The organism is Azospirillum canadense, from assembly GCF_025961225.1.
Lineage (GTDB): Bacteria > Pseudomonadota > Alphaproteobacteria > Azospirillales > Azospirillaceae > Azospirillum > Azospirillum canadense.
Genome location: NZ_JAOQNG010000001.1, coordinates 2,693,621 through 2,711,487 on the forward strand (window position 1 = coordinate 2,693,621; position 17,867 = coordinate 2,711,487).

The 17,867-nt window shown below is 69.0% G+C and carries 20 protein-coding genes and 1 tRNA gene; 10 read left to right on the forward strand and 11 right to left on the reverse strand.

What is annotated here, in order from left to right; genetic code table 11:
* Nucleotides 1–7: 7 nt before the first annotated feature.
* The 6 genes from M2351_RS12820 to M2351_RS12845 all read right to left on the reverse strand — a co-directional run bounded on the left by M2351_RS12820 (nt 8) and on the right by M2351_RS12845 (nt 3,540).
* Nucleotides 8–820 (reverse strand): energy transducer TonB family protein, encoded by an 813-nt coding sequence (locus M2351_RS12820; protein WP_264656437.1) that lies wholly within the window; start codon nt 818–820, stop codon nt 8–10.
* 3 nt (nt 821–823) lie between these two features.
* Entirely contained in the window at nt 824–1,285 is a 462-nt protein-coding gene (gene tolR / locus M2351_RS12825) for a protein TolR (RefSeq protein WP_264656438.1), read from the reverse strand.
* Between the two features lie 5 nt (nt 1,286–1,290).
* Complete coding sequence (locus M2351_RS12830) at nt 1,291–1,956, reverse strand: MotA/TolQ/ExbB proton channel family protein (RefSeq protein ID WP_264656439.1); 666 nt, start codon at nt 1,954–1,956, stop codon at nt 1,291–1,293.
* Nucleotides 1,957–2,052: 96 nt separating this feature from the next.
* Nucleotides 2,053–2,580: a YcnI family copper-binding membrane protein gene (locus M2351_RS12835; RefSeq protein ID WP_264656440.1), complete on the reverse strand. Its 528-nt coding sequence runs from the start codon at nt 2,578–2,580 to the stop codon at nt 2,053–2,055.
* An 81-nt stretch (nt 2,581–2,661) separates the two neighbouring features.
* A complete protein-coding gene (locus tag M2351_RS12840; RefSeq protein WP_264656441.1) occupies nt 2,662–3,027 on the reverse strand; it encodes a DUF2946 family protein in 366 nt (121 codons plus the stop codon).
* 428 nt (nt 3,028–3,455) lie between these two features.
* Nucleotides 3,456–3,540 (reverse strand) — tRNA-Leu (locus tag M2351_RS12845).
* 190 nt (nt 3,541–3,730) lie between these two features.
* On the opposite strand from M2351_RS12845, the gene M2351_RS12850 reads away from it, so the two are divergent.
* Nucleotides 3,731–3,898 (forward strand): hypothetical protein, encoded by a 168-nt coding sequence (locus M2351_RS12850; RefSeq protein ID WP_264656442.1) that lies wholly within the window; start codon nt 3,731–3,733, stop codon nt 3,896–3,898.
* 39 nt (nt 3,899–3,937) lie between these two features.
* Here M2351_RS12850 and M2351_RS12855 read toward each other — a convergent pair whose 3' ends face one another.
* Both M2351_RS12855 and M2351_RS12860 read right to left on the reverse strand, forming a co-directional pair.
* Entirely contained in the window at nt 3,938–4,198 is a 261-nt protein-coding gene (locus M2351_RS12855) for a hypothetical protein (protein ID WP_264656443.1), read from the reverse strand.
* Nucleotides 4,199–4,283: 85 nt separating this feature from the next.
* Nucleotides 4,284–5,069, reverse strand: a complete 786-nt coding sequence (locus tag M2351_RS12860) for a competence/damage-inducible protein A (RefSeq protein ID WP_264656444.1) — start codon at nt 5,067–5,069, stop codon at nt 4,284–4,286.
* An 86-nt stretch (nt 5,070–5,155) separates the two neighbouring features.
* Between M2351_RS12860 and sfsA the strand changes: the two genes are divergently transcribed.
* The 3 genes from sfsA to radC all read left to right on the forward strand — a co-directional run bounded on the left by sfsA (nt 5,156) and on the right by radC (nt 7,683).
* Complete coding sequence (sfsA, locus tag M2351_RS12865) at nt 5,156–5,881, forward strand: DNA/RNA nuclease SfsA (RefSeq protein WP_264656445.1); 726 nt, start codon at nt 5,156–5,158, stop codon at nt 5,879–5,881.
* Nucleotides 5,882–5,947: 66 nt separating this feature from the next.
* Nucleotides 5,948–6,781, forward strand: coding sequence for a type I methionyl aminopeptidase (gene map / locus M2351_RS12870; RefSeq protein WP_264656446.1), 834 nt, complete (start codon nt 5,948–5,950; stop codon nt 6,779–6,781).
* 83 nt (nt 6,782–6,864) lie between these two features.
* Complete coding sequence (gene radC, locus M2351_RS12875; protein ID WP_264656447.1) at nt 6,865–7,683, forward strand: RadC family protein; 819 nt, start codon at nt 6,865–6,867, stop codon at nt 7,681–7,683.
* 24 nt (nt 7,684–7,707) lie between these two features.
* Here radC and M2351_RS12880 read toward each other — a convergent pair whose 3' ends face one another.
* The gene (locus M2351_RS12880) at nt 7,708–11,037 is read right to left on the reverse strand and encodes an EAL domain-containing protein (protein ID WP_264656448.1); all 3,330 of its coding nucleotides are present in this window, start codon (nt 11,035–11,037) and stop codon (nt 7,708–7,710) included.
* A gap of 361 nt (nt 11,038–11,398) precedes the next feature.
* On the opposite strand from M2351_RS12880, the gene purB reads away from it, so the two are divergent.
* On the forward strand, nt 11,399–12,694 hold the full coding sequence (purB, locus tag M2351_RS12885) for an adenylosuccinate lyase (protein ID WP_264656449.1): 1,296 nt from the start codon (nt 11,399–11,401) through the stop codon (nt 12,692–12,694).
* 81 nt (nt 12,695–12,775) lie between these two features.
* Here purB and M2351_RS12890 read toward each other — a convergent pair whose 3' ends face one another.
* Complete coding sequence (locus M2351_RS12890; protein WP_264656450.1) at nt 12,776–13,096, reverse strand: DUF1476 domain-containing protein; 321 nt, start codon at nt 13,094–13,096, stop codon at nt 12,776–12,778.
* A gap of 168 nt (nt 13,097–13,264) precedes the next feature.
* Here M2351_RS12890 and M2351_RS12895 point away from each other — a divergent pair, with 168 nt between their 5' ends.
* The 5 genes from M2351_RS12895 to M2351_RS12915 all read left to right on the forward strand — a co-directional run bounded on the left by M2351_RS12895 (nt 13,265) and on the right by M2351_RS12915 (nt 16,622).
* Nucleotides 13,265–14,041, forward strand: a complete 777-nt coding sequence (locus tag M2351_RS12895; RefSeq protein ID WP_264656451.1) for an NRDE family protein — start codon at nt 13,265–13,267, stop codon at nt 14,039–14,041.
* 136 nt (nt 14,042–14,177) lie between these two features.
* A complete protein-coding gene (gene purC / locus M2351_RS12900; protein WP_209766300.1) occupies nt 14,178–14,942 on the forward strand; it encodes a phosphoribosylaminoimidazolesuccinocarboxamide synthase in 765 nt (254 codons plus the stop codon).
* A 47-nt stretch (nt 14,943–14,989) separates the two neighbouring features.
* The gene (gene purS / locus M2351_RS12905; RefSeq protein WP_209766299.1) at nt 14,990–15,232 is read left to right on the forward strand and encodes a phosphoribosylformylglycinamidine synthase subunit PurS; all 243 of its coding nucleotides are present in this window, start codon (nt 14,990–14,992) and stop codon (nt 15,230–15,232) included.
* A gap of 77 nt (nt 15,233–15,309) precedes the next feature.
* The gene (locus tag M2351_RS12910; protein WP_264656452.1) at nt 15,310–15,930 is read left to right on the forward strand and encodes a DNA-3-methyladenine glycosylase family protein; all 621 of its coding nucleotides are present in this window, start codon (nt 15,310–15,312) and stop codon (nt 15,928–15,930) included.
* Nucleotides 15,927–16,622 (forward strand): MOSC domain-containing protein, encoded by a 696-nt coding sequence (locus M2351_RS12915; protein WP_264656453.1) that lies wholly within the window; start codon nt 15,927–15,929, stop codon nt 16,620–16,622. The genes M2351_RS12910 and M2351_RS12915 overlap by 4 nt, the downstream gene beginning before the upstream one ends.
* On the opposite strand, the gene M2351_RS12920 is transcribed toward M2351_RS12915, so the two are convergent.
* Nucleotides 16,609–17,802, reverse strand: coding sequence for an MFS transporter (locus tag M2351_RS12920; protein WP_264656454.1), 1,194 nt, complete (start codon nt 17,800–17,802; stop codon nt 16,609–16,611). The two genes, M2351_RS12915 and M2351_RS12920, sit on opposite strands and share 14 nt — an antisense overlap.
* Nucleotides 17,803–17,867 lie beyond the last annotated feature (65 nt).

Sequence of the window (17,867 nt, forward strand, 5' to 3'; positions counted from 1 at the left end):
CACTTCCTCATTGCAGGGCGAACTGCACGGGGAGAACGATGTCGAGCCGGTCGGCGGCGATGCCCTCCGGAATCGGCGGCAAGGGCGCGGCGCGCTCGATCATCGTTTCGACCTGACGGTCCAGGCTCGCGACGCCCGAGCCGCGCTCGATGGTCCAGGACAGCACCCGCCCGTCGCGCGCGACGGCGAAGCGCAGCAGCACCGTGCCCTGCTCGCGGGCCAGTTGGGCGGCGCGCGGATAGACCTTGTAGCGGGCGAGGCGGGCCTGAATCGCCGCGAGGTAGTCCGGCGGCGGTCCGGCGACGCGGGCGGGCGCCGGGGGTGCCGCGGGGCCCGGTGCGGCGGAGGCCGGTGGGGACGATGCCGCCGCGGGCGCCGCGTCGCGCGGCACGGTGGCCGGCGGCGGCCGATGGACCACGGCCGACGGCTTCGGCGGAACCGGGCGCTGGGGCTTGGGAGGGGGCAGTGGAACCAACACCGCCGCCGTCGGAACGGCCGGAGGCGGCGTGGGGTCCGGAGCGGGCGGTGGCGGCACCTCCGGAACCGGCGGTTCCGGATCGGTGGGCGGCTCCACCGGGGGAACCTCCGCGGCCATTGGTGGCGGGACAACGGGCTCGCTCACCTCCGGAACGACCGGGGGCTCCGGCAGCGGCTCGGCCTCAACGGCGCGCGCCTCTTCGATTGGCGGCAACGAAACTTCGATGCGCAGGACCGGCGGCGCCGGCGGGGGCAGCCCGTGCGACGCCATCAGACCCGCCAGCACCGCGGCGTGTGCCGAGACCGACAGACCGGGAGCCCAACGGCGGACCATCCAGGCCATGGCTCAGGGCCTCCCGGTGCCGGCCGGCGCCGCCGCCGGCCCTTCGGCCATCAGCGAAACCCGTGTGAAGCCGGCCCGACTCACCTGCCCCATCAGCTCCATCACGCGGCCGTAGCTGAGGGACTGGTCCCCACGCACGTGGACGACCGCCTCCGGGTCCTCCGCGGCGAGCGCCGCCAACCGCGCCGGCATGTCGGCGGGCGCGACCTCGTCACTGCGCAGGAACAGGCGGCCGTCGCGGTCCACGCTGACGACCACCGGCTGGCGCGGCTGGCTGACCGCCTGGGCGGCGGTCTTGGGCAGCTGCACGGGAACACCCGCCGTCATCAGCGGGGCCGCCACCATGAAGATGATGAGCAGGACTAGCATCACGTCGATGAAGGGCGTGACGTTGATCTCGGCGACGGGGCGGTAGGAGACATCGTCTCCCGTCCCGAGCCCCACTCCGCCATCGGTCGGTGCCATGCCCATCACTCGGCCGCCTTCAGGTGGACGACGCGCTCCCGCGCCATGCGGCCGGCCAGCCGGCCGATGGCCACGGACAGCCTTTGCGACAGCCGGCCCAGCGTGCCGGTCAGCGTGTTGTAGGCGACCACGGCGGGGATCGCCGCGACCAGCCCGATGGCGGTGGCGAACAGCGCCTCGGCGATGCCGGGCGCCACCACGGCGAGGCTGGTGTCGTTCGATTGGGCGATGGCGGTGAAGCTGTGCACGATGCCCCACACCGTGCCGAACAGCCCGACGAAGGGCGCCGACGAACCGACGGTGGCGAGCACCGGCAAGTGGGCGTCCAGCCGGCGCAGCTCCTCCACCATGGCGACCCGCATGGCACGCTCCAGCCGGTCGCGCGTGGCGGCGCGGCTCTCGCCGGGGTCGTGGTCCAGGGCCTCCCGGCGCGCGGCGGCGGCGATGGTGGCCAGGAGGCCCGGCGCGTCGGCCGTGTCGAGGTCGGCGCCCTCCGCGACGGCCGCCTCGAAACGCTGCGTCTGCCGTTTGGCGCGCCCGAGCGCCACCGCCTTGTCGAGAACGATCGCCCAGCAGATCACCGAGGCGAGGACGAGCAGGATCATCACACCCTTCACCACCGGATCGGCGGCGACGAAGAGACCGATGACCGAGAGATCATGGTTCGGCACGGAAGCCTCCTTGCTCCGCGCGTGGCCAGCCACGCGCGAAGGCAGCGTGCGCAGCGGCGCGCGTTGTGTCGCTGATGAACTGGCGGACGGGGCCGCTCAGCGGTTCGGGGCGGCGGTGAGCGTCACGGTCGGTGCCGGTTCGCGCCCTTCCGGCTTTCCGGGTTCGGGAAGCTCGATCCAACGGCTGGCCGTCGTCCCGCACTCCTGCACGACCGGGAACGGCAGCACCGTGCCGGCCGACCGCTTGGGCAGCTGTGCGAGGAAGATGAACTCGTCGTACCAGCCGTCCGGCAGGGAGCCGCCGGTCCAGGCGATCTCGGTGACGCCGCGGGTGATGGTGCGGCCGTGCGATTCGTAGGCTTGGGCGTAATCGCCTTCCTTGGTCGCCAGCTCCCAGCCCGGCTTCGGCATCGGCTTGACCCCGATCACCCCCTCCGGCAGACGGATGCGGACCGCCGTGGTGGTGGCGCCGGCGCAACCGTGCGGCACACGGAGGACGGCCTTGTAATAGCTGCCGGCGGGGGCCTCGCGGGTTTCCAGCGAGACGTGTGCCGAGGCGGTGCCGGCCGCAGCGGCCAGGCACAGCAGCCCGGCGCCGAGCGCCAGGGCGTGGACGTGTTTCATGGTGGCTCCGAACAGGGATCGGGCAGAGGGATCAGATGCGGGGATCCGTCAAAGGCGCGGTCGGCGCCCGGCTGTGGACGATCAGACCTGTTCGGCGGCCGGCGGTGCGCGCGGCCCGCTTCCAACGAAGAAGAGTTGCGGCGGACGAATCCCCGGCTGTGCAAGAACCACGGCCGCTGCATAGCTCACCGGAACGGCAAGCTCCGCTCCGGGGTGGGTCGGCGTTCCGTGCGTGTTCAGCGCGAGGCAGAACGCGCACAGTTCCTCATGCGGGTGCCGGTCGGCCGGCGCCGACTTGGCGGGCCACGCCGCCCCGTCGGGATGATGGTGAAGGGCGTGCTGGACGTGCTGGGCCGCAACCACTGGAGCTTGCTGCCGGGCCGCCATGGCGAAGTCCGGGACGATCGTCTGCACCAGGATCGCCAACACCGCGAGGCACACCGCCATCCCGACCCATCCTCGGGCCGACGACGGCCTGCGCCGTCCGACCCCATGCGTCCGGGCGAAGCCGCTTGAAGCGGTTCTCCCGACACTGCGGTTGCGGATGAGGCGGCGACCCGTCATGGCGGTGGACTGCTCGAACGTGGTGGAGCGTGTTGTCGTGCCCACCGATACCCGCATTTACGGACCGGGCGCTTGTCCGTGATCAAGTGTCGGACGGCTTTTCAGCGACGCTGCTCCAAGAACTCGTCCAGGTCAGAATCCTCTTGGCCCTGATCTTCCCGCCGATCGAGCCGCCGGCCTGATCGGCGCAACGGTGCGCAGCGGAAGTGGCTGGAATATCGAGGCGCGGCGCACGGATGGTGGATCCTCCATCCTTCCAGCCGCAAACTGAGGCGGCTATCCGCGCCAGACTCTTCTGTTTATTTTCAAGCTGGTGCGGGCGGCGGGACTCGAACCCGCATACCAGAGGGTGAGGGATTTTAAGTCCCTTGCGTCTACCAATTCCGCCACGCCCGCGCACCGTCGGCGGATCGGTGTCCAGACGCAATCAAACGCGCCCGTCGGGGTTGCATATTATTGTATGCAGCCCTCCGCTCCGCCCGATTGACTTAGACAATCGGGAGGCGTTTGGTCAAGAACCGTGCACGCTTGGGACGGAATCACCATATTTTTCCCACGCAACCTCAACGATTACCGGAGGGCGGGGATGGAGTCGTTCAACTGGCTGGGGCTGGTCAGTCTTCTGATGGTGGCGGTGCTCGTCGTGCCGGCGGCGCTGGGCCGGAACCGGCGCACATGGCTGCCCTATGCGGCCGTCTGGGCCGCCGTCATCGTGGTGCTGGTCTGGGCCTACCAGACCTTCGGACCCTTTTAGGCCGCTTGCCTCCGGGCAAGCCGCGCCGGGGCCCGCGCGTCAGGGACGCGTGTCCTCGTTCAGGGTCATCACGCCGATCCCCATCGCCACGCTGCCGAAGGTGACAATCAAACCGGCGTACAGCATCACCGCGGCGATGATGCCGTGATCGCTGCTGCCCATCAGCGTCGCCAAGTTGGCGACGTCGAACACGAGGAGGCCGGTGCCGAGCACGACAGCCCCGGCAACCCCCGACAGCAAGTGTTTCAACAGGAACAGGACGGCCGCTTTTTCGAAAGGTTTCATGGCACGACGCTTCACATCGTCACTCCCTCTCGTCCCAACATAATCTTGTATAGTGTCGCGACAATATGTCGCACCAAGCAACTTCCGACGTATCCGGCCACTAGCCTTTCGTACCAACCGTGATGTTGGGCGTGCCGCCCAGCCGGCGCACGATCCCCGCCAACTCCTCCGTCGCGGCCTCCAGCCGGGGCTCGTCGGTGCCGCGCAGGACGAGGCTGACGCCGAAGTAGCCGTTCCGGAAATAGGGGTAGCTGCCGATCTCCAGCTCCGGGTGACGGTCCTGCAACGCGCCAAGTTCGGCGGCGATCACGCCCTCCGCCAGCTCGCAGGCCACGGTGCGGGCGTGCAGGGCCGGGCCGCCCTGCAGGCGGGGCAGGACGCCGTCGAGCATCGCCTGCATGATGTTCGGCACACCGGCCATGACGAAGACGTTGCCGATGCGGAAGCCCGGCGCCGCGCTGATCGGGTTGTCGATCAGCTCACCGCCGGCTGGGATGTTGGCCATGCGCAGCCGCGCCTCGTTCAGCTTCGACGGGTCGCCGTAATGCCGTTCCAACCGGGCGACGGCCTCCGGGTTGCGTTCCAGCGCCACGCCGAAGGCCTTGGCGACGCAGGCCGAGGTGATGTCGTCGTGGGTCGGGCCGATGCCGCCGGTGGTGAAGACGTAGCTGTAGCGGGCGCGCAGCGCGTCCAGCGCCGCAATGATCTCCTCCTCCACGTCCGGGACGACGCGGGCCTCGCGCAGGAGGACGCCGATCCCGCCCAGCTTTTCCGCGATGTGCGGAAGGTTGGCGTCCTTGGTGCGGCCGGACAGGATCTCGTTGCCGATGATCAGGACGGCGGCGGTCGGATTGGCGGCCGTGGGATTCGATTCAAGCGTGGTCATGCGCGGACGGCTCCGGTCTCGGATGGCGCAGGGGTGGTCCGGCAGGCTTGCCGGAAGGAAGGGGCGGCTTTAACCTAGCCCACAAGATGCGCTTCCCCACCCCCCTCCTTCAAGGCCGCCTCGTCCGCCGCTACAAACGCTTCCTCGCCGATGTCGAGCTGAGCGGCGAGGTCGTGACCGCCCACGTCCCCAATTCCGGCACCATGATCGGCGTCGACGCGCCGGGCTCCGCCGTCTGGCTGTCGCGGTCGGACAACCCAAATCGCAAGCTCGCCCACACTCTTGAATTGGTGGAGGCGGATGGGACCTTGGTGGGCGTCAACACCGCGCACCCCAATGGGCTGGTCGCTGCGGCAATCGCCGCCGGCACGATCCCGGAACTGGCCGGCTACCCCCGCCTGCGGCGCGAGGTGAAATACGGAAAGAACTCCCGCATCGACGTGCTGTTGGAGGACGATGCCCAGAACGGAGGGCGTCCGCCGGTCTATGTGGAGGTGAAGAACGTCCACCTGCGCCGGCCGGGCAGCGGCGACGGGCTGGGCGCCGAGTTCCCGGACTGCGTCACCGCCCGCGGGGCGAAGCATTTGGAAGAGATGGCCGAGATGGTGCGCCAGGGCGCGCGGGCCGTGATGGTGTACCTTGTCCAGCGGAACGACTGCGCCTACTTCCGGGTTGCCGCCGACATCGATCCCACCTACGACGCAGGCCTGCGCCGCGCACGCGAATCGGGGGTGGAAGCCGTGTGCTGGTCCTGTAGGATCACACCGGAGGCGATCGAGCTGGACCGGCCGCTGCCGATCCGCATGGACTGATCGCCGGGACGGGTGCGCGACATTATTGCTTACCGGCCGCAGGGCCGATCAACAGGGGCTACTCTCTTGGACCACAACGACCTCGATTCCCATCGCATCCGGATCCACGGGCCGGAGGACTTCGAGGGCATGCGCAAGGCCGGACGGCTGGCCGCCGCGACGCTCGACTTCATCACGCCCTACGTGCAGCCGGGGGTCACGACCGGCGAGCTGGACCGGCTGCTGGAGCAGTACATCCGCGACCACGGCGGCGTGCCGGCGCCGCTCGGCTACCGCGGCTTTCCGAAGGCGAACTGCATCTCCGTCAATCACGTCGTCTGCCACGGCATCCCGGGCGAGAAGCGTCTGATGAACGGCGATATCCTGAACATCGACGTCACCCCAATCCTCGACGGCTGGTATGGCGACAGCAGCCGCATGTACCTGTGCGGCGACGTCGGCGTGAAGGCGAAGAAGCTGGTGGAGGTCACCTACGACGCGCTGATGATCGGCATTGCCCAGGTGAAGCCGGGCGCCACGCTGGGCGACGTCGGCCACGCCATCCAGACCTTCGCGGAAGGCCACCGCTTCTCCGTCGTGCGCGACTTCTGCGGCCACGGGCTTGGGCGCGTCTTCCACGAACCGCCGTCGGTCCTGCATTTCGGCAACCCCGGCACCGGCGTGGTGCTGAGGGAAGGCATGATCTTCACCATCGAGCCGATGATCAACGCCGGCCGTTACGACGTGAAGATCCTGGGCGACGGCTGGACCGCCGTGACCAAGGACAAGTCCCTGTCGGCCCAGTTCGAGCATTCCATCGGCGTGACCAAGGACGGTTGCGAGATCTTCACCCTCTCTCCCGCCGGCTACACCAAGCCGCCCTACGAGCTTCCCGCGGAGGAAGCCAAGGTCGCGGTCTGAGCGGATTTCCCGACGCAGTTCCGGTGCGATTTTCCCGCGGAAGAGGTATAGTCCGGCGCACACCTATGTAGGACAGCGCCGGAATGGCCGAACGCAAAACCAGGAAGGGCATGAGGGACGCGGGCGCGCCGGCGGGCATCGCCGGCGCGGATCTGTTTGGGTTGGACCTGGACCCGCCGGACTCCGACACCCCCGAGCCCGGCACCAGAACGGACGAGGCCCATTACCAGGGGCACCGGGCGCGGCTCTACAGCCGGTTCCTGGAGGGCGGGCCGGACGCGCTTCAGGACCATGAGTTGCTGGAGATGATCCTCTTCGCGGTCAACCCGCGCCGCGACGTGAAGCCGCTCGCCAAGGCCCTGATCCGGGAGTTCGGGGACCTATGGACCGTCGTCAACGCGCCGCCGGAGCGGCTGCGCGGCTGCAATGTCGATGGCGTGTCGCTGGCGTCGGACAAGGCGGTCGCCATGATCCGGGTGGTCGGGGCGGCGGGGCTGCGCGGCATGCGGCAGCGGGTGATGAACCGGCCGGTCCTGGCCTCCTGGCAGGCGCTTCTGGACTATTGCACCGCCGCCATGGCGCACAAGCCGACGGAGCAGTTCCGCCTGCTGTTCCTCGACCGCAAGAACAAACTGATCGCCGACGAGGTGCAGCAGACCGGCACCGTGGACCACACGCCGGTCTACCCGCGCGAGGTCGTGAAGCGCGCGCTGGAACTGTCGGCCAGCGCCATCATCCTGGTGCACAACCACCCCTCGGGCGACCCGACGCCCAGCCGCGCCGACATCGAAATGACCAAGGAGATCGTGCGCGCCGCCCACGCCGTCGGCGTCATGGTGCACGACCACGTCATCGTCGGCCGCGGCAAGCACGCGAGCTTCAAGGCGCAGGGGCTGATGTAGGGACATCGAGGGGAAGCCGGCCCCTCACCCCACGGGCTCGTCCAGCGCCGACTCCACCATGTCCTTGTGCTCGCCGATGAAGGTCACCAGGTCGCGGAAGGGCATCGGGCGGGCGAGCAGGTAGCCCTGGATCTGGTCGCAGCCGAGGCGGGCGAGGAAGCCGAACTGCTCCTCCGTCTCCACGCCCTCGGCGATGGTCTGCATGTTCAACGAGCGGGCCATGCCGATGATCGCCTCGGTGATGGCGCCGCCGTCCGAGCCGTCGGTCAGGCCCAGCACAAAGGACCGGTCGATCTTCAGTTTGTCGACGCGGAACCGCTTCAGGTAGCTGAGGCTGGAATAGCCGGTTCCGAAATCGTCGATGGCAAGCGCCACCCCCATTTCGCGCAGGCGGGCGAAGGCGGTGGCGACCATGTCGGAGTCGTCCATCAGGACGCTCTCCGTCACCTCCAGTTCCAGGCACTCCGGCGGCAGGTCGTAGGCAGCCAGCCAGAAGGCGACCCGGTCGGCCAGGCCCGGCCGGCGCATCTGGACCGCCGACAGGTTGATGGCGATCAGCAGGCGGTGGCCCTGGGCGTGCAGCTCCGCCGCGCGGCGGCAGGCCTCCCCCAGCACCCAGTCGCCGAGCTGGACGATCAGGCCGGTGTCCTCCGCCACCGGGATGAACTGGCCGGGCGGCACCAGCTGCCCATCGCGGCGGCGCCAGCGGACCAGCGCCTCCGCCCCGACCAGCCGGCGCCCGTCCACGGAGAACTGCGGCTGGAAATGCAGCTCCATCTCGTTGTCGGCCAGCGCGTGGCGCAGGTTGCTTTCCAGCCACAGCCTCTCCGACGCGCGCTTGTTCAGGTCGGGCGTGAAGAACTGGTAGTTGGCGCGGCCCGACTCCTTCGCGGCGTACATGGCCATGTCGGCGCTCTTGAACAGCGCGTCGATGCTGTCCCCGTCGTCCGGGTACATGGCGATGCCGATGGACGGGGAAATTTGCAGCTCGTGCCCGTCGATCGCGAAGGGCTCGGACATGGCGCGCAGAACCTTGCGGGCCACCGCGCTGGCGCCGTCGGAGTGGTCCAGATCGTTGAGCAGGATGACGAACTCATCGCCTCCCTGGCGGCTGACCGTGTCGCTCGCCCGCACCGTCTCGCACAGCCGCCCCGCCACCGCGCGCAGCAGATTGTCGCCGATGGCGTGGCCCAGGCTGTCGTTGATGGTCTTGAAGCGGTCCAGGTCGACGAACAGCAGGCCGACCTTGGTGCCGTGGCGGACGGCGGTTGCCATGGCGCGCTCCAGCCGGTCGCGCAGCAGGAAGCGGTTGGGCAGGTCGGTCAGGAAGTCGTACTGGGCCAGATGGCGGATGCGTTCCTCCTGCGCGCGCTTTTCCGTGATGTCGGAGAAGGCGGCGATGTGGTTCACCACCTCCCCAGCCTCGTTGCGCACCACCTGGACGCTCAGCCATTCGGGGAAGGCCTCGCCGGACTTGCGCACGGTCCAGATCTCGCCCGACCAGTGCCCGACCTCGTGCAGCCGCTCCCACATGTCCCCCTGAAAGGCCCCCTGCAAGGCGTTGTCCGGCCCGCCGGCCGCCAGCATGGCCGGCACCTCGCCCATCACCTCCTCGCGGCTGAAGCCGGTGATGCGGCAAAAGGCATCGTTCACCGCCACAATGCGGTTGCGCTCGTTGGTGACGACCATGCCTTCGGCGGCGTTGTCGAACACCTTGGCGGACAGCCGCAGCTCCCACTCCGCCCGTTTGCGCTCGGAGATGTCGCGGGCGATGGCGCAGTAGAAATCCTCACCCTCGTAGGTGACGCGGCTGGCGGTCACCTCCAGTTCCAGCACGCGCCCGTCGCGCGTCCGGTACTGCGTCTCGTAATGTTCGGACGCCGCACCTCCGCTTCCTGGGCCGCCGTATTCGCGGCCTCCGTTCTCCTTGACCCCGTTTTCTTTGGACCCGTTCTCCTTGAAGGCGACCAGCAGGTCGGCGTGGCTGCCGGCCAACTCGTCCGCAGGCGCACCCAGCGCGGCGCAGCCGAACGGGTTGACGTAGGCGATGTGCAGCCCGGCGTCGGCCAGAACCACGATCTCGGACACGTGGTCGACGAAGAAATTGGCGAGGTAGAGCTGGCGCGCGCGTTCGCGCAGGATGCTGTCGCTCTGCCGCATGCTGCGGCGGTAGGTGCCGACGATGCGCCGGATCCAGCCGGTGACCAGCCAGGACAGCGCCACCGACGCGGCCAGCGCGATGCCGAGCGCGCCCAGCGTGGTGAGGATGCGCAGGCGGACGCCGCGGCCCACCTCCGCCCGGCGGTTCTCCATCTCGGCGGCGAGGTCGTTGACGGTGAAGCTGGCGACGACGATCCAGCCCCACGCGTCGGGCTTGGACACCAGCGCGATCTTCGAGGCCGGACGTCCGGTCTCCGGGTTCACCCAGTCGTAGCGCAGCTCCCCGCCCCCGCCGCGCCCGAGGTCAAGCAGGCGGCTCACCAAGCCCCGCTCCGACGCGTCCGGGATGGTCTCCACCCGCAGCCCCTCCACCGCCGGCGTGGTCGGCGACAGCAGGATGCGGCTGTCGTCGCGCAGCACGGCGATGGTCCCCGTCTCGCCGAAGCGGACGGCGCGGAGCCGGTCCAACGCCTCCCGCTTCAGCTTGTTCTCCAGCGCCTCCACATACTCACCGGCGCCGATCAGCCAGTCGTAGGGCTCGAACCGCCGCACGTAGGAGAATTTGTCCTGCGTCACATGGGGCGTCGCCGGCGCGTACCAGCGGTAGCGGACCGAGGCATAGCTGCCGTAGTCGCCCGCGGCCTCCAGCAGGCGCCGCACGAAGCGGTCGCCGGTGTCGTCCTGGAGGTCGCGCAGCGACGTTCCCTCCCGCTGCGGCTCGATGGGCAGCAGGATGCCGTCGCCGGCCGTGTCGATGATGAAGTAGTAGCCCCGCCCGTCGAAGAAGCGCAGCGGGCGCAGCGCCTCCTTGATCATGGGCTTCAGCAGCTGGTCGGGCAGGTGGCTCTTCTCGCGTTCGTAAATGGTCCGCGCGATGTAGTAGCCGTCATCCACCTGGGCGCGCAGCTGCTCCCGCAGCAGCGGCTCCATCCGGGAGCGGATGTAGGCGATGTAGGATCCGGCGTTGTCCACCTCCCGCGCCAGCGTGTCGCGCTGCTCCGCGACGTAGCGCGTCTCGGACTGGCGCAGGTCCGCCTCGAAGTCCCGCCAGTGCTGCCAGATGAAGTAGGCGCCGAGCCCGATCACGAGCGACGCAACCAAAGAGAGCGACGCCAGGAACTGGAGACGGTAAAGTCGTGCCTCGTCGGAGGAATGGGACGTTTCACCCATCAACTCGGCAACTGGGTCGGACAAAGACCGCTCTCCCCCGAACCGCACCCCAAGCACAGCACCGGATGCGTTTATAACTATCCATTAAGGCGTATGACACGATGTCCGCAAGCCGATCAGGGTCACCAAAGCGCGACGAATTGACCGTTTTCCTCTCTTGGACCGATCCATAGGCCGGAAACAACCGATTTACGCACGAGAATACCAGGGCAATCAAACCGAAAAAGAGAAATTCGCGAACAGCCCGAAGCGGTTTGGCCCGAAGGGGCTTTGCAGCGATGACGCGCGCGGCTATGGTCCCGCGCGCGATCCGGGCGCGGCCGGGTCGCGCGCCGAATCGCCTGATCGAACACACCCGCACCAGGTCCGCACCCGGAGAGAGCCGATGATCCCCCGCTACACCCGCCCCGAAATGGCCCGCATCTGGGAACCGGAGAACCGGTTCCGCATCTGGTTCGAGATCGAGGCGCACGCCTGCGACGCGCAGGCCCAGCTGGGCGTTATCCCCAAGGAGGCGGCCGCCGCCGTCTGGGCGCGCGGCAAGTGGGAGATCGACCGCATCGACGAGATCGAGCGCGAGACCCGGCACGACGTCATCGCCTTCCTGACCAACCTCGCCGAGCATGTCGGGCCGGAGGCGCGCTTCGTCCACCAGGGCATGACTTCCTCGGACGTGCTGGACACCTGCCTCGCCGTGCAGATGACCCAGGCCGCCGACCTGCTGCTGGAGGACCTGGACAAGCTGCTGGCCGTGCTGAAGCGCCGCGCCTATGAGCACAAGGACACGGTCACCATCGGCCGCAGCCACGGCATCCACGCGGAGCCGACGACCTTCGGCGTGAAGCTGGCCGGCCATTACGCCGCCTTCGCCCGCAATCGGGAGCGTCTGGTCGAGGCGCGCAAGGACATCGCCACCTGCGCCATCTCCGGCGCGGTCGGCACCTTCGCCAACATCGACCCGCGCGTTGAGGAATACGTCGCCGCCAAGCTGGGCTTGGCGCCGGAGCCGGTGTCGACCCAGGTGATCCCGCGCGACCGCCACGCCTTCTACTTCTCGGTGCTGGGCGTCATCGCCTCCTCCATCGAGAACCTGGCCGTGGAGATCCGCCACCTGCAGCGCACCGAGGTGCGCGAGGCGGAGGAGTATTTCCACCCGGGCCAGAAGGGCTCGTCGGCCATGCCGCACAAGCGCAACCCGGTCCTGTCGGAGAACCTGACGGGTCTGGCCCGCATCGTCCGCGCGGCCGTCGTCCCGGCGCTGGAGAACGTGGCGCTGTGGCACGAGCGCGACATCTCCCACAGCTCGGTGGAGCGGATGTTTGGTCCCGACGCCACGGTGACGCTGGACTTCGCGCTGGCCCGCCTGACCGGCATGATGGACAAGCTGGTCGTCTATCCGGAGCGCATGCAGAAGAACCTGGACGACCTGGGCGGGCTGGTCTTCTCGCAGCGCGTCCTGCTGGCGCTGACCCAGGCCGGGATGAGCCGCGAGGACAGCTACAAGGCGGTGCAGCGCAACGCCATGCAGGTGTGGGAAAAGGGCGGCAGCTTCCTAGACCTTCTGGCTGCCGACGCCGACGTGGCCAAGCACATCTCCCGCGACACGCTGGCGCCCATGTTCGACATGAGCTACCACACGAAGAACGTCGACACGATCTTCAAGCGTGTGTTCGGCGAGTAAGCGCCCCGCGTATTGCCCCAAAACACAAAAGGCCCGGCGCTCCCCAGCGCCGGGCCTTTCGCATTCCATCAAGCCGCCGCGTTACTCCGCGTGGACCTGCTGGCGGGCGACCTCCAGGAGGCTGACCAGCTCGCGCTCCACCCGGTGGTCGGAGATGTCGATGCCCTTGGCATGCAGGTCGGCCGCCAGACGGTCGCGGATGTCGTGCGGACCGACGGCGCCGATGTCGGCCTCGATGATCTGCCGGACGTAGGCGTCCGCCTCCGCACCCGTCAAGCCCAGCAGGTTCGCCGCCCACAGGCCGGCCAGCCGGTCGCGGCGGGCCCGAATCCTGAAGAGCAGGTCCTGGTCGTGCTGGAACTTGTTCTCGAAGGCCCTCTCGCGCTCGTCGAAGGTCGTCATGGGGACCCAGGCTCCTTGGATTGGTTTTCGCTCCCAGATACAAGATTATATAGCCGGTGCTCCGGGCATCGTCATCGGCACTTCTTTATCAGCCCGGCCGCATCGGCCAATCGGCGAATCCGGCGTGCGGCGACATACCTCTCAAGGACGCGGAAGGCAAGATTCCCCATGTGCAGCGTGATCCTCCTGCGACGACCGGACGCAACGTGGCCCCTGGTGGTGGCCGCCAATCGGGACGAGATGCAGGGCCGGCCCTGGAAGGCGCCCGGCCGCCACTGGCCCGACCGGCCCAACGTGGTTGCCGGGCTGGACGAGCTGGCCGGCGGCTCCTGGATGGGGCTGAACGACGAGGGCGTGGTCGCCGCCATCCTGAACCGCATGGGCACGCTGGGGCCGGAGGCCGGCAAGCGGTCGCGGGGAGAGCTGGTGCTGGACGCGCTGGACCACGCCGACGCGGCGGACGCGGCGTTGGCCCTGTCGCAGCTCGACACGCGGGCCTACCGGCCCTTCAACCTGCTGGTCGCCGACAACCGGGATGCCAAGCTGATCGTCCACCGCGGCAACTCCGCCCGCAACCGGCCGGAGGTCATCGACATTCCCGTGGGCGTCCACATGGTCACCGCCAGCGACCTGGACGACACCGACGACCCGCGCCAGGCGCAGTACCTGCCGCTGTTCCGCACGGCAACCCCTCCGGATTTGGACAAGGCGGGCCCCGAAAAGACGGAGTGGGGCGGCTGGCCGGAGCTGCTGGCGAGCCGCATCTGGGACGGCGAACGCGGGGAGCGCGGCGCCATGAACTTCCTGCTGCCGACGGGCTTCGGCACGGTGTCCAGCTCGCTTCTGGCCCTCCCCACAGCGGAGCGGCCGGAGCTGGACCCGGTCTGGCACTTCGCCGCCGGTCGCCCGCACGAGGCCCCGTGGGAGCCTGTGGATCTGGGGTGAGGCGGCGCCCGTAGGGTCCCTCCTCCCAGGTCCTGGCCCCGCGCATTGTGTTCCCTGGGCCAGCTTGCTATATCACTCGTGCATAACCCTGGACCGGTCCCCCGTGCCCGGGCCACACGTTTTTGGACGATCTCTCATGACACGACGCCGGCGCATCTATGAAGGCAAGGCGAAAGTCCTGTTCGAAGGGCCGGAGCCGGGCACCCTGGTGCAGTACTTCAAGGACGACGCGACCGCCTTCAACAACCAGAAGAAGGGCATCATCACCGGCAAAGGGGTGCTGAACAACCGCATCTCCGAGTATCTGATGAGCCGCCTGTCGGAAATCGGCGTGCCTACGCATTTCGTCCGCCGCCTGAACATGCGCGAGCAGCTGGTGCGCGAGGTGGAGATCATCCCGATCGAGCTGGTGGTGCGCAACGTCGCCGCCGGGTCGCTGTCCAAGCGTTTCGGCATCCCGGAAGGCACGCCGCTGCCGCGCTCGATCATCGAGTACTACTACAAGTCGGACGAGCTGAACGACCCGATGGTCACGGAGGAGCACATCACGGCCTTCGGCTGGGCGGCTCCGCAGGACCTCGACGACATGGTCGCGCTGTCGCTCCGCGTGAACGACTATCTGTCGGGCCTCTTCCTCGGCATCGGCCTGCGTCTGGTGGACTTCAAGCTGGAGTTCGGCCGCCTGTGGGAGAACGAGGAGATGCGCATCGTTCTGGCCGACGAGATCAGCCCCGACAACTGCCGCCTGTGGGACATCAAGACCAACGAGAAGCTGGACAAGGACCGCTTCCGCCAGGATCTCGGCAAGGTCGAGGAAGCCTACCAGGAAGTCGCCCGGCGCCTGGGCATCCTGCCCGAAGGCGGCCCGGTGGACGTCAAGGGTCCCAAGACGGTTCAGTAACCCCGCATTCCCCCATCATCAGCACCATCAAGCGAACGGACATTCCGATGAAGGCGAAGGTTCACGTCACCCTCAAGCGCGGCGTTCTCGACCCCCAGGGCAAGGCCATCGCGCACGCGCTGCACACGCTGGGCTTCGACGGCGTCGAGGACGTCCGCGCCGGCAAGGTCATCGAGCTTCAGCTGAAGAGCACCGACGAGGCCACCGCCCGCCAGGAGGTGGAGGCGATGTGCAACAAGCTGCTCGCCAACACCGTCATCGAGGACTACGCGATCGAACTGGTGGCGTAAGCCGCTTCCGCGCTCAGACGCGCCGATCGAAAATGGGGGATGCACAATCGCTGTGCATCCCCCATTTTCGTGCGACCATGTCCCTCGACCATCTCTCATCCCTCGACCCCATCTTCGCCGAATCGCTGCGCGTCGGCGGAGCGGAAATCCGCGACTTCACGCGGCCGGACGGCTTTCCCGGCCTGCTGCGCCTGATCATCGAGCAGCAGCTCTCCACCAAGGTCGCTGCGGCCCTGTGGGAGAAGCTGCTGGGCATGGTCGGGACGGTCACGCCGGACGCCATCCTCGCCCTGCCCGACGAGGATCTGCGCGCCTGCGGCCTGTCGCGCCAGAAGATCGGCTACGCCCGCGGCCTCGCCCAGACCGTCGCCGACGGGCGGCTGGACATCGCGGCCATCCACGGCATGGACGACGAGGAGGCCATCGCGGCGCTCGTCACGCTGAAGGGCATCGGGCGCTGGACCGCCGAGATCTACCTGATGATGGCGCTCGGCCGGCCGGACATCTGGCCAGTGGGCGACCTCGCCATCCAGCTGGGCGTGCAGCGGCTGAAGGGCTGGGCGGAAAAGCCGACCCCGGCCCAGCTGCTGGCCGTGGCGGAACCCTGGCGCCCGCACCGCAGCCTTGCCGCCAAGCTGGTGTGGCACCACTATGTCGCCCTCCAGGAACAGGCCGTAAAGGCGAGAAAGAAACCGTGACCGAGACCACGATCCGCGCCGTCCTCGTCGGCAAGGCCGTTCCCTTCGGCCCGCCGGGGCGCGCCGGCAACAGCGCCATCGCCAAGACGCCCGTGGACGGCCCGCGCGCCGTGGGGCCCGAAGGCTTCCTGGACGACGAGCAGGGCGACCGCCGCGTCCACGGCGGCCCCGACAAGGCCATCCACCACTACCCGCTCGACCACCACCCCGCCTGGGCGGCGGATCTGGGCAACGACATTGCGCTGCTGGGCCAGCCCGGCGCCTTCGGCGAGAACATCTCCACCCTCGGCCTGACGGAGGCCGACATCTGCGTCGGCGACCGCTTCCGCGCCGGCACCGCGCTGCTGGAGGTGGCGCAGGGCCGCCAGCCCTGCTGGAAGCTGAACCACCGCTTCGGCGTGCCGGACATGGCCCGGCGCGTCCAGACCACCGGGCGCACCGGCTGGTACTACCGCGTGCCGGAGCCCGGTGTGATCGGCCCCGGCGACCGGCTGACGCTGGTCGAGCGCCCCTACCCGCAATGGACGCTGACCCGGCTTCTGCACGTCCTCTACGTGGACACGATGAACCGGGAGGCGCTGGCCGAGATGGCGGCCCTGCCCGTCCTGGCCCAGGCCTGGCGCACGCTCGCCGAACGCCGCCTGGACCGCAACGCCGTTGAGGACTGGGACGGGCGCCTCAAGGGGAAATAACCGCCGCCCGGCGGACCGACAGCCACAACGCCGCGGTCGCCGCCACGGCCACCAGTTCCAGTGCCGCGGACAGCAGCAGGGCCGCCCCCTCCCCCGCCCGTTCGATGACCATGGCGTAGGCGAGCGGGGCCAGGGCGGAGACGTAGAAGCTCGGCGCCACCAGCCGGCCGACCGTGCTGCCGTAGGTGCGCGGGTCGAACAGGACCAGTGGCAGCGTGCCGCGCACGATGGTCGCCAGCCCGTTGCCGGCCCCGAACAGCACGGCGAAGGCGACGCCGGCGGCGACCCACTGCCCGCTCGCCATCCCGGCCAGGAAACCCGGCACCGGCAGCGCCGCGGCGATCAGGGCGAGGCTGGTCGGGTGCAGCCGCGCGCCGAACAGCACCTCGCACAGCCGGGCGGAGGACTGGCCGATCCCGCGCAGGGTCGAAATCCACACCGCCGCCACCGGCGCCACCCCCAGCCCGCCGAGGATGCCGATCATGTGCGCCGAGAGGCCGGAGGCGAGCAGGCCGGTCGCCGCCACGATCAGCGCGAAGAGCACCGGCGCCCCAGGCACCGGGTGTGGCCGTTCCGCCGCATCGAGCGCCGGACCGTTCTTAGGCTCCACGCGCCGCTCGTAGCGTTCGGCCGGGATGGCGGCGTGCAGGGGAATGGTCAGCAGAGCGAGAACCGCGTAGCCGACCAGCGCGCCGCGCCAGCCGAAGGCGTCGGCCAGCGCCTGCCCGACCGGCCACAGTGTGGTGGAGGCCAGCCCGCCCAGCAGGGTGATCTGCGAGATCGGCTTGCGCGCCTGCGGCCCGCCCAGCCGGGCCAGCGCCGCGAAGGCCGCGTCGTACAGCGTCGCCCGCATGGCGAGGCCGAGCACCAGCCATGACGCGTAGTAGCCCACCACCCCCGTGCAGGCCGCCAGCCCAAGGCAGCCGGCCGCCGACAGCAGCGACCCCGCCACCATCACCGGCCGTCCGCCCCAGCGGTCGATCGCCTTGCCGATCGCCGTGGAGGTCAGCCCCATGACCAGAAGCGCCGCGGTGAAGCCGCCGAAGGCGACCGGAAGGCTCAGGCCCAGGTCGGCGGCCATGACCTTCCCGAACAGGCCGATCAGGTAATAGGAGATGCCCCAGCACACGAGCTGCGAGACGCCGAGCAGCCAGACCAGCTTTCGTGTGATGTGCGACATGGGACCATTCGACGCGGGAAGGACGGGTCAGGCCACGATAGGCACCTGATGCTGCGCCGACAAAC